Annotated in this window: 8 protein-coding genes; 5 read left to right on the top strand and 3 right to left on the bottom strand. The window is 70.1% G+C overall.

All coding sequences use genetic code 11. The annotated features are described in order from the left end of the window. Positions 1–355: 355 nt before the first annotated feature. Positions 356–1,078, top strand: coding sequence for a tetratricopeptide repeat protein (locus ABIA35_RS41660; RefSeq protein WP_370346893.1), 723 nt, complete (start codon positions 356–358; stop codon positions 1,076–1,078). Between the two features lie 211 nt (positions 1,079–1,289). Here ABIA35_RS41660 and ABIA35_RS41655 read toward each other — a convergent pair whose 3' ends face one another. Together ABIA35_RS41655 and ABIA35_RS41650 are read right to left on the bottom strand one after the other, a co-directional pair. Continuing rightward, positions 1,290–4,304 (bottom strand): hypothetical protein, encoded by a 3,015-nt coding sequence (locus ABIA35_RS41655; RefSeq protein WP_370361610.1) that lies wholly within the window; start codon positions 4,302–4,304, stop codon positions 1,290–1,292. Between the two features lie 94 nt (positions 4,305–4,398). Then, entirely contained in the window at positions 4,399–5,922 is a 1,524-nt protein-coding gene (locus tag ABIA35_RS41650) for an FAD-dependent monooxygenase (RefSeq protein WP_370361612.1), read from the bottom strand. Between the two features lie 69 nt (positions 5,923–5,991). Here ABIA35_RS41650 and ABIA35_RS41645 point away from each other — a divergent pair, with 69 nt between their 5' ends. After that, positions 5,992–6,633: a TetR family transcriptional regulator gene (locus tag ABIA35_RS41645; protein WP_370346897.1), complete on the top strand. Its 642-nt coding sequence runs from the start codon at positions 5,992–5,994 to the stop codon at positions 6,631–6,633. A 238-nt stretch (positions 6,634–6,871) separates the two neighbouring features. Beyond that, on the top strand, positions 6,872–7,510 hold the full coding sequence (locus ABIA35_RS41640; protein WP_370361609.1) for a hypothetical protein: 639 nt from the start codon (positions 6,872–6,874) through the stop codon (positions 7,508–7,510). A 57-nt stretch (positions 7,511–7,567) separates the two neighbouring features. Here the strand turns inward: ABIA35_RS41640 and ABIA35_RS41635 are convergent, their stop codons facing one another. Further along, positions 7,568–8,326: a siderophore-interacting protein gene (locus tag ABIA35_RS41635; protein ID WP_370346901.1), complete on the bottom strand. Its 759-nt coding sequence runs from the start codon at positions 8,324–8,326 to the stop codon at positions 7,568–7,570. Positions 8,327–8,477: 151 nt separating this feature from the next. Between ABIA35_RS41635 and ABIA35_RS41630 the strand changes: the two genes are divergently transcribed. Further along, positions 8,478–9,641, top strand: a complete 1,164-nt coding sequence (locus ABIA35_RS41630) for a glycoside hydrolase family 105 protein (protein ID WP_370361608.1) — start codon at positions 8,478–8,480, stop codon at positions 9,639–9,641. Further along, the gene (locus tag ABIA35_RS41625) at positions 9,641–11,170 is read left to right on the top strand and encodes a glycoside hydrolase family 28 protein (RefSeq protein WP_370361607.1); all 1,530 of its coding nucleotides are present in this window, start codon (positions 9,641–9,643) and stop codon (positions 11,168–11,170) included. The genes ABIA35_RS41630 and ABIA35_RS41625 overlap by 1 nt, the downstream gene beginning before the upstream one ends. The last annotated feature ends 100 nt before the right edge of the window (positions 11,171–11,270 follow it).

The following is an 11,270-nucleotide window of genomic DNA, read 5'->3' as shown; positions in this document are numbered from 1 at the left end:
GACGAAGGCGACCACAAGCAGCGTCCGCCGGCAGCCAGCGCGACCCCCACTCCCCGGAGCGAGGCCGCTCGCCGCGCAGGCGCCGCCGGAGGCGCTCTTGACTGTCGCTCTTGCTCTTGACCGTCGCAGTAGAGCCAACCACCTACCCACACCACCACCGCCCCACGAAACCAGCACCACCACCGACCCGCGCCACCAACGGATCCCGCCAACCATGCGCGAAGCCGTCAAGAAACGCCTGTGCCTGTCAACCCACAAACAAACCGCAACCAGCCACACCCACCCACACATAAACCAGAGGCGCCCCCAAAAACTGTGTCCCCCCTCCAGAACCCGCCTCCGATAGCCTGAGCCGATGGGGACTAGTGGGACAGCAGAAAAACTCCTCGCCGCCGGCACCGAATCGCTGATGGCGGCCTCCTTCGCCCTCGGCGACTTCGACGAGGCTCAGGAGACGCTGGAGCGGGCACGGCAGCAGGCCGTGACCGACGACGACCGGCGGGCCGAAGCGGCGGCGCTGGACAAGCTCGCGATGGTGCTGCACTACCGCGCGTTGGAGAACAACCGCGACACCTCGAACGCCGAAGCCGAGGAGGCCCTGTTCCGCCGGGCACTGGCGATCCAGAGGGAGATCGGCGACCAGGCGGGGGCGGCCGAGTCGCTGTTCGGCATCGGACTGGTCCACCAGGTCCTGCTCCACGACTGGGACACGGCCATGCCCTACTACCGCGAGGCACTGCCGCTCGCGGATCAGCATGCTGACGCCTACGTGCGCTCGGAGTGCTACCGGCACCTGGGCTTCTACCACTTCGCCGAGAAGCACGACGCCGACACCGCCCTGGAGAACCTGCACATCTCGCTGCGCCTCCGCGAGGAGTGGGGCGACCCGCGCTCGGTCGCCGGCGGCACCCTGGCCATCGGCCAGATCGAGATGCTCGCCGGACGCTACGAAGACGCCATCGGCCACCTGCGCACAGCCGTGGAGCAAATGGAACGCGCCGGCGTCGGCGGACGCAACGCCGGACAGGCCGCCGAGTGGCTGCGGCGCGCCGAGGCGGGCGAGCCGGTGCCGGACTGAGGACAAGGCTGGGGCTGGGGCCGAAGCTGAGAAACCTGCCCGCGCGCACCGCCTGCCGGACCTGGCAGATCGGGTGAACCAGCGCGCGCAAAACCGCCGGGACCGCATGCCGCTCGGCACCGGCAAAACCGCCCCGGGTCAGCCACAACCCGGAGCGGTCCGCCACTACCTCAGGGCCCTCAGGACCTCAGCGCGTCAGGACATCAGGGCCCTACAACCCCCGCAGCCCATCGGGCGTCCCCACCCCGGTCGGCCCGTCGTACCCGGGCCCCGCGGTGCACAGGTAGTCGCCGCCGCAGTCCCAGTCGGCGTTCGACCCGCTGGTGACATCGAAGAAGTCCGCGGCATGCGCATAGATGTTCTGCGCGCTCGTCATCGCCGCCGGGTTGCCGGCCAGCGCGATCATCGCGGCGATGATCGGCGAGGAGGCGCTCGTCCCGCCGAAGACGCCCCAGCCGCCCTCGACGTATACCGCAAGGCCGGTCGCCGGGTCCGCGACCGCCGAGACGTCGGCGACCGTGCGGTCGGGGCAGTGCGTGTCGTGCTGCCAGGCCGGCTTCGCGATGTAGGCCGAGCAGCCCGAGCCCGCGCCCTTCCATGCCGTCTCGCTCCAGCCGCGCGGGGCGGTCGCGGACTTGGCGAGGCTGGTTCCGCCGACGGCGATCACCGTGCTCAGGGAGGCCGGCCAGGCGCCCTCGATGAAGCCGGCGTCGCCGCTGGACACCGTCACCGCGACCCCCGGGTGCTGGAACGCGGAGTTCCAGGCCTGCTCCGGGGTGCTCTCGTCGCCGCCCCAGCTGTTGGAGACGGCCACGGCGCCCGAGCCCGTCGCGGTCTGCTCGGCGGTGCCGAGCGAGGAGGAGTCCGTCGTGTCCGACTCCACCAGCAGGATGTGGCACGCCGGGCACACCGCCGAGACCATGTCCAGGTCGAGCGAGACCTCCGGGTTCCAGTCGTCGTCGGCGTCGTGCGCGGGCAGCGGCGAGGTCTTGCCGTGCTCGTTGACCTTCTTGAAGCAGCCGTTCGCCGTGGTGCACGCCGGCAGCCCGTACGTGCTGCGATAGACGGCGAGATCGGACTCGGCCTGCGGGTCGTCGTGCGCGTCCACGATCGCCACCGTCCGACCCGCGCCGCCGGTGGCCGGCAGCTTGTAGGCCGACAGCAGAGCCGCGCGAGCGAACCCGTCGGGCAACGCAGCACCCTGAGCCAACGGCTTCACCGCCGACGCCAGCGCGAAGCACCGCACATGCCCGGACGCGGCGCTCGGGCAGACCGCGTGCACCCCGGCCGCTCCGCCACCCGATCCGCCGGCACCGGACCCGGATCCGGACCCGCTCACCGCGATCCCGCCCGGCGCGTTCACCAGCGCGGCATGGTGCACGGTCTCGTCGAGCGTGCTCCCGGCGGCATCGACGGCGCTGATGCGCAGCGCCAGGTAGCCGGCCTTCGTCCCGGCCGGCACCGCCCACGTCGCCGACACCTGTCGCCCGTCGCCGAGCGCGCTCGTCGTGGGCTGCCAGGTCTTGCCGTCGTCGTAGGACACCGAGACGCTCGCGCTCTTCACCGCACTCGCGGCCACACCGCTCTGATGCCGGAACGCGATGTCGACCGTCCCCGTCCCGACCGGCACCGAGTCGTGCCCGTCGGTGCCGAACCGCGCCTGCGCATAGAGAATCGGCACCGGCGTCGAGGCAGCGGCCTGCGCCGAGTCAAAGCCCCAGGAGATCTGCGTGTGCGTCGACAACGCCGTCGTGCCGCTGTCGTGCGTGGTGTCCAGCGAGTACACGTAGTGGTGCTTCGCGGCGGGCAGAGCCAGCGTGAACAGCTGCCCTTCCGTGCCGCCGCTGTAGATCTGCTTGCCGTCCTGCGTGATCGTCGTCGGCCCGTCGCTCCACTGCCCGACATCCCCGGAGCCGTCGGTGTCCATCTCGTCGACGCCGTTGAGCGTGTTCCCCTCACGGCACAGGAAACAGGGCCCGTCGTACGTCGAGGGCGCCGGCGTGATGACCGTCCCGCGCCATGTCACTGTCAGATGCGCACCGGCAGCGGGGACGAAGTCCCGCTCCAGCTCGCCGTCAAGCGAACCGTCGGCGCTGGCCGGCAGCATGAGGCCTTCGTAGGACGCCCCGGCGACCGCGGATATGTACTGCCGTCCCTGCGACGGCGCGTGCACGGTGAAGGCGGGCAGATCCGGGAAGGCCGGCCCCGACGAGCCAACCCGGTTCCACAAGTCGTTCATGGTCAGGTCCTGCTGCGGCAGATCCGTGGCGTAGGTCGAGTCCACGGTCGCCAGCGCACCGGCGGCGTACGTCTGCGAAGCAGGGACCTGATTATCGTTCGGGAAAGCCAGCAGATAGCTGCCGGACCCGGAGACCTGCCGGCCGAACACCGAGAAGTTCAGCACCCCGTACTTCGCCTTGGCCGCGCCGCCGACGTAGAACTTCGTCCCGGCCAGCGCCCCGACGTCCAGGAAGTCCTGATGCGCAGCCGTGCCCCGATCCCAGCCCGCGACAGCGGCCGAGAACGTGCTCGGCTGCGGCGTGGTGAACGCGACCTGCTGCGCGGTGCGGGCATCGAGGGAGACGGCAGCACCCGCGGACGGCACGGTGAGGTCCGTGACCGACAGCAGGTCCGTCTCTGTGGAGTTGTCGGCGGCATCGGTCTCGAAGGCGGCGACGGCCACGCTGTAGTGACCGGCCGGGACCTCGATGCGCGCGTCCCCGGCGTTCATGATCCCGTCCCAGTTCGCCTTCGCGGGATCGTCGGTGTTCACCGCGATCACCTCGGCGGCCGGGACGGGCTTGCCGGCGTGGTCCACGGCCGTGATGTGCAGCGAGGTCATCGGATAGAACGGCGTGACGGCCGCCGCGTGCGGACTCGCCGGTCCCATCTCGAAGGCGTCCAGCGAGGAGATCCTCCCGATCTGCGCCACCGGGACGACCGCGATCCGTCCGTCGACGTTCGATGTCACGGCGGCCGCGGAATGGCCGGGCGCCGGAAGGAAATCGGCCCGCGCGTCCGGCCCCGAGCCGGTGACCCGGACGTGGTCGCCGGTCGGCAGCGAATAGTCGTGTTCTGCGACCGGGGCCGCCGAGGACTGGGCGGCCAGGCTGCCGGCGCTGGCACTGGCACTGGCGCGGGCAGCGATCGGCGTCACGGCGACCGCGCCGCCGATCAGAGCCGCGGCCGCCAGGAGGCAGACTCGCCGTTGGGTGGGACGTCGCACTTCGGAATCCTCCAGACACCGACCGGAATCAGGCATCGAGGAATCTAGAAGCGAACCCGGGATCGAGTCAAGAAGCTTAACCAGATTTCGTCGCTCAGCCGTGCCGCGCGACGCCTTCGGCCAGCGGCGCCTTCGCCAGGCTGCCGGCGATCGCGGCGCGCAAGGCGTCAGCGACGTCCGCGGTGTCGTCCGTAGCCCAGGACACGTAGCCGTCGGGGCGGATCAGCAGGACGGCGGCACCAAGGTCTTCGGTACTCGCGGCGCGCACCAGCTCGACCCTCGGCGGCAGGGAGAACCCGTCGGGTACGGCGTCGGCCAGATCCAGCACGATGGCGTGTCCCGTGCGCTGAAGTGCTGACAGGTGAAGGGAATCCGCGCCCGTGTTGAGCTCGGCATCGACCATCCGCTCCCCCGTCAGCCGATGCTCCCCGGGCAGTTCGTAGCGCAGCGACAGCCCCGACATCAGGCCCGCGAGATGCCGGTTGGTGTCCGGCAGCCGCAGCAGGTCGATGAAGATGTCGCGCAGCGCGGCCACATCAGGGCTCGGATTCGGCTCGGCCAGGACGCGCTGCGCCGACGTGTGGTGCAGCACCCCGGCGCCGACCGGGTGGCGTTCGGCGTGGTAGCTGTCCAGCAGGCCTTCGGGCGCGCGGTCCTGCACGGTCGCGGCCAGCTTCCAGCCGAGGTTGAAGGCGTCCTGGATGCCGAGGTTCAGGCCCTGACCGCCGAGCGGCGGGTGGATGTGCGCGGCGTCCCCGGCGAACAGGACGCGGCCGAGGCGGTACTGCTCCAGCTGCCGGGTGGCGTCGGTGAACCGCGAGGCGTTCTGCACGGCGTCCAGGACCGTCCCGGGCCCGTACACGGCCTCCAGCGCCGCCTGGATCTCCTCGCGCGCGACCGGGGTGTCGCGCTCGTCCGGGCTCTGGAGCAGCGGCCCGAACGTGAAGCGGTAGCGGTCGCCGCCGACCGGGACCAGCATGGCCCAGTGGTCGTCGGTCTGACGCATCAGAGTACTGATGTGTCCGGCCTGTTTCGGCACCAGCGGCGAGACCGCCGAGAGGCTGATGTCGCTCAGCACCGCCGGACGCGTTCCGGGCCGGCCGGGGAACGGCAGGCCGAGCAGCTTGCGTACCGTACTGTGGCCGCCGTCGCAGGCCACCAGGTAGCGCGACCGCAGCCGCAGCGCGCCGGCCTGGACCGTCACGCCCTCGGAGTCCTGCTCGACCGCGAGGACCTCGCTGTCGCGCAGAACCCGCACACCGGTCTGGCGCGCACGCTCCTCCAGGACATCCTCGATCACCCATTGCGGCACCCCGATCGGGTACGGATGCCGCGTGGTCCAGACGGTCGCGTCCAACGGGACCGGCAGCGTCGCGAAGTGCCCGCCGACGGCCGCACGCGGGATCGCCTCGGGCTGCAAGGGGTCCAGGAGCCCGCGCTGCTCCAGGAGTTCGGCCGTACGCGGCTGGATCGCCCCGCCCTTGACCTGCTCGACCCGCCGGGCCAGCCGTTCGACGACGACGGTGTCCACCCCGGCCAGCGCCAGTTCCCCCGCCAGCGCCAGGCCCGTGGGCCCGGCTCCCACCACGACGACTTCGGTCTGTGTCGGCGACAGCATCTCGTTCATGCCGGAAAACTATACCCAGTGCAAAAGTAGACTGGGAGTACGCATTGCTAGAATGCCTCCATGGACGGCACGCCAGGCCTGCGCGAGCGCAAAAAACAGCGCACCCACGCGGCGATCTCGGACGCCGCGATCGCCCTGTTCCTCGAGCACGGCTTCGACGAGGTCTCGGTCGCGCGGGTCGCCGAGGCCGCCGAGGTCTCCAGGCGGACGTTGTTCGCCTACTTCCCGGCGAAGGAAGACCTGGTGGTGCACCGCCTGGCCGACCACGAGACGGAGGCCGGCCGCGTCGTGCGCGACCGGCCCGAGGGCACCGCCGCGCTGGCGGCGCTGCGCGAGCACTTCCTGCGGGGCCTGCGCGAGCGCGACCCGGTCACCGGCCTCAACGACCATCCCGCGGTGCGCAAGCTGTACCGCCTCATCCTGGACACCCCCTCGCTGGTCGCCAGGATGGAGCGGTTCAAGAACGGCGCCGAGCGCGAACTGGCGGCGGCCTTGCGGGAGAGCGCCGACGTGCCGGAACTGACAGCGCGGCTGGCGGCCGTGCAGATCGTCGCAGTGCAATGGGAACTGGCGAAGGACAACGCCGAGCGCCTGGCCCACGGCCAGGCGGCCGACCCGCGCTACCCCGGCGCGGTGGCCGACGCCGAGCTCGCGTTCACGCTGCTGGAGAACGGGCTTGGCCGGCTGACGGCTCGGGCGTAGGCCGCCGGCTACTCGTGCACGCCGCAGCCGGTGGGTTCCCGCTGCCGGCCGGGCAGGGAGGCCCGGGCGAACGCCTCCGCCGTGGCGGCCGCGAAATCCTCGTCCTTTGGTATGTGGTCCACACCCCTTGTACGCATCAGCGGCGCCTGCGATTGACAGGCCCGAAGGCGCCTTGCTGAAACAGATGTTCCCGTGATCTTCTTTGCGTTCCATCCACGCCGATTCGGGAGACACACGCGTGAACGATCAGATGCCGACGACGCCGACGACGCCGACAACACCGGCAACGCCGACGGCGCCGACGGCGCCGACGACCTACGCCTACGGCTTCTCAAGCCAGGCCGCCCCGCTCCCGCTGAAGCCGGGCCTGGCGCGCTGGCTGGTGGGCCTGGCGGCCGCCGGCATCGCCGCGCGGCTGCTGATCATCGCGGCCTGTGCGAACCGGATCTCGTTCGCCGACAACCTCTTGAACGGCGGCACCGGCACGCTCGACGACGCGAACCAGGCCGACCGGCTCGTGACCATATCCAGCGCGGTCTCGGCGGTGGCCTTCTTCGCGTTCCTGGGCGTGCTCATCGTGGTGAACAAGCGCGGCAAGAACGGCGACATGCTGTGCGCCGCGATCTCGAACAACTCGGCGGTGAAGCTGACCAGCCGCGTCTACCTGATCTCGGTCGTCGCCTCGGTGTTCCTGCGGAGCGCCTTCAAGCAGGACGACTCGGCCTCCCCGGACGACCAGATCCACACCATCATCCACGGGGACTGGGCGTCGATCGCCCTGAACGTGGTGGTGGTCGCGTTCCTGGTCGTCGTCATCACCGTGACGCGGCGCGAACTGGCGAACGCCAAGACGGCCGGCGCGGTGCCGGCCGTCTGAGCCCCTGAGCTTTCTGAACCTTCTGAATCATCCTGATTCGTCCGGGCCGTCCCGGCGCTACCCGACCGTGGTCTCCTCGCGCTCGGCGAGGTCGCGCTTCCACTGCCGGAAGCCCTCCTCGGTACGGCCCCGGCGCCAGTAGCCGGAGATCGAGGCCAGGTCGGCCGGGACGCCGCGCTCCTTGCGGATGTAGGGGCGCAGGTCGTGCATGACGGCTTGCGCCTCGCCGTGGATGAAGACGTGCACCAGCCCGTCGCGCCACGGCTCGGCCCGCACGGCCTCGGCCAGCGCCCGGCCGGGGTCGGCGGCGTCGCCGTGGATCCAGGTGAGCTCCACGCCCTCGGGGCGCGCGAAGTCGAGTTCGTCGGCGGGGCCGGAGACCTCGACGAAGACCCGCCCGACGGCGTCGCCCGGCAGCGCGGCGCAGGCCGCGGAGATGGCCGGGAGCGCCGAGAGGTCGCCGGCCAGCAGGTGCCAGTCGGCGTCGGCGCGCGGGGCGTAGGCCCCGCCCGGGCCCATCAGGCCGACGGCGTCGCCGGGCTTGGCGGCGGCGGCCCAGGGACCGGCCGCGCCCTCCTCGCCGTGGTACACGAAGTCGATCGCGATCGTCTCGGCCGCGGTGTCGACGGCGCGCACGGTGTAGGTGCGGACGGTCTCGCCGTCGGGGCCGCCGGGGATCCGCAGTTTGACGTAGGAATCGGTGAACTGGCTGGGCTCGAACGTCGTGAAGCCCGGGCCGCCCAGATGGACCCGGATCAGGTGGTCGTTCAGGCGTTCCGTGCGGCGCACGACGAACTGGTGAAGGGTGCGGGCCACTAAGGACACCTCCGTTGTTAGGTTTACCTAAGCTCCCACTTTAGAGGGTCGCGGCGGGACAAAACCAGTAAGGAACCTTGACAGGAAATCCCAGGGCCGATACATCGTATATCGTATGGCGATTCCGCCGACCCGACGGAAGGGTCCTGATATGCGAAGATCCACCATTCGAGTCCTGCGACAGTGCCTGCTCCTGCTGCTCGCGGCCGTCCTGGCCGCGGCGGGCAGCGTGCCGGCCCGGGCCGCGACCACCACCGACTGGTCGGTCGCGATGGTCAAGTCCACGATGCAGCGCTTCACCCCGGCCACCATCGGCGGCTGGTCCTACCCCGTGGGCCTGTACCTCTACGGCCAGTACGAGGTCTACCAACGCACCCACGATCCTTCGTATCTGGCATACCTGAAGGCGTGGGTGGACCGGTTCGTGGCCCCGGACGGGACCATCGACCAGAGCTTCGACAGCCTGGACAGCATGCTGGCCGGGCGGCTGCTGATCATCCTGCACCACGAGACCGGCCAGTCCCGGTACGCGACCGCGGCGGCCACCATCCGCAACCGGCTCACCACCTACCCGCGCACCTCCGACGGCGGGTTCTGGCACGCCGACACCGCTTCGCGGGCGCACCAGCTGTGGGACGACGGCCTGTACATGGTCGTGCCCTTCTTGGACGAGTACGGCAAGGAGTTCAACGATCCGAGCGCCCAAGCCGAGGCGGTCAAACAGATCACCGTCTACTCCAGCCACCTGCAACAGCCCGACGGCCTGCTCCAGCACGCCTATGACGAGTCCAAGAAGGCGAGCTGGGCCGATCCGGCCACCGGCCTGTCCCCGGAGCAGTGGTGCCGGGCCGACGGCTGGTACGGCATGGCGCTGGTGACCACCCTGGACGACGTCCCGGCCACCCAGCCGGGCCGCGCCACCCTGCTCAGCGACCTGACCAAGTTCGCCGCGGGCCTGCAGAAGTACCAGGACCCCGCGACCGGCCGCTGGTTCCAGGTCATCGACAAGCCCACCGGCGCCGGCAACTGGACCGAGACCTCGTGCTCGGCCATGAACGCCTACACGCTCTCCCGCGCTTCCCAACAGGGCTACATCGACGCGCACTACAGCGCCGTGGCCCTGAAGGCGTACCACGGCGTGCTCGCGAAGATCTCGCTGAGCAAGGGCCTGACGAACCTGACGACGATCTCGATCGGGACCAACGTCGGCGACTACGCGTACTACATCGGCCGCACCCAGGCCACGAACGACTTCCACGGCCTGGGCTCCTTTCTGATCATGAACGAGCAGCTCCGAGGAATGGGAGGAACCTGATGCGAATACGCATCCTCGCGTGCGCCGCGGCTCTGGCCCTGGGCCTGGCTGCCCCGGCCGCGCCGGCTTCGGCGGCTTCGGCGGCATCACCATCGCGATCGGCATCGACCACGCACTCCGCGCTCCCGGTCTTCAACGTGAAGTCCTACGGCGCGTCCGGCAACGGCACCCACAACGACACTCCCGCGATCAACAAGGCCATCGCGGCCGCCAACGCCGCGAGCGGCGGCGGCATCGTGGAGGTCCCCTCCGGCACGTTCCTGTCGGCGAACTCCATCCACATGCTCAGCAACGTCACGCTCCAGCTCGACTCCAACTCCACGATCCTCGGCTCGTCCGCCAAGACCTACGACGCGCCCGAGCCCAACCCGAACGACAAGTACCAGGACTTCGGCCACAGCCACTTCCACGACGCGATGATCTGGGGCGACCGCCTGACGAACATCGCCTTCACCGGCTCGGGCACCATCGACGGCGGCGGCCACCTGATCCCCGGCAACCCGGCGACCGGCCAGGCCGACAAGATCATCTCCCTGACCCGGTGCGACGGCCTGACCCTCAGCGGCATCACGCTGAGCCGCGGCGGCCACTTCGGGGCCCTGATCAACGGCTGCACCAACGTGGTCTCCGACCACCTCACCATCGCCACCGCCGGCAACCGCGACGGCTGGAACATCATCTCCACGACCAACGTGAAGATCACCAACATCAAGATCTCCTCCAACGACGACGCACTGGTCTTCAAGAGCGACTGGGCCCTGGGCCAGACGCTGCCCAGCGGCCACGTCACCGTGGACGGCGCGACACTGAACGCGCAGTGTTGCAACGCCCTGATGTTCGGCTCGGAGACCTGCGGGCCGTTCACCGACTACACCTTCGACCACATCGCCATCACCGGCGCCGGCAAATCCGGGCTGGGAATGGTGAGCATGGACGGCGCGGACATCTCCGACGTGCACTACTCCAACGTCACCATGTCCGGAGTCAGCTCGCCGATCATGGAGAAGATCGGGAACCGGCTGCGCTGCGGCGGATCGCCGACCCCGGGCCACATCTCCGACATCACCTTCACCAACGTGACCGGCACCGGCGCCAAGTCCCCGCAGTACAGCCCGACGCTGTGGGGCCTGGACGCCTCGCACCGCGTCACCGGCGTCACCTTCGACGCCGTGAACCTGACCGTGCCCGGCGGCAGCGGCCCGGTGAGCACCGCGGTGCCGAGCAACAGCTCGGACTACAACCCGAACAGCATCGGCACCCGCCCCGCCTACGGCTGGTACCTGCACAACGTGGACGGGATCCAGTTCACCGACAGCTCGGTCCGCATCAGCGCCGACGACGCCCGGCCCGCAGTGATCGTCAACTCGGCCGGCACGGTGAGCTTCAACGGATTCACCGCACAGCACGGCAGCAAGAGCCCGTACGATATCGGCTTCCAAACCGTATCCGGGTACTGCGTCGCCAACAGCCAGACCACGGCCGGCGGCAAGGTGAAGGTCTCCAGCACCGGCTCCACCTCGGCCTGCTGAGCCACCAGCACCACGACCACCACCACGAACACGGCCGTGGCCTCCGGCGGGAACCGCACGGGGGTCGCGGCCGTGACGCGCGGCCTTCGGCGCGCTTGCG

Origin of the sequence: Catenulispora sp. MAP12-49, from assembly GCF_041262705.1 — a bacterium.
In the GTDB taxonomy this organism is placed as follows: Bacteria; Actinomycetota; Actinomycetes; order Streptomycetales; family Catenulisporaceae; genus Catenulispora.
This window is presented reverse-complemented; position numbering and strand designations above follow the sequence as displayed.

What these genes read in the sequence shown, in the direction of transcription:
- ABIA35_RS41660 (WP_370346893.1), top strand. Translation starts at nt 356, where the DNA reads ATGGGGACTAGTGGGACAGCAGAAAAACTCCTCGCCGCCGGCACCGAA.
- ABIA35_RS41650 (WP_370361612.1), bottom strand. Translation starts at nt 5,922, where the DNA reads ATGCTGTCGCCGACACAGACCGAAGTCGTCGTGGTGGGAGCCGGGCCC.
- ABIA35_RS41645 (WP_370346897.1), top strand. Translation starts at nt 5,992, where the DNA reads ATGGACGGCACGCCAGGCCTGCGCGAGCGCAAAAAACAGCGCACCCAC.
- ABIA35_RS41630 (WP_370361608.1), top strand. Translation starts at nt 8,478, where the DNA reads ATGCGAAGATCCACCATTCGAGTCCTGCGACAGTGCCTGCTCCTGCTG.
- ABIA35_RS41625 (WP_370361607.1), top strand. Translation starts at nt 9,641, where the DNA reads ATGCGAATACGCATCCTCGCGTGCGCCGCGGCTCTGGCCCTGGGCCTG.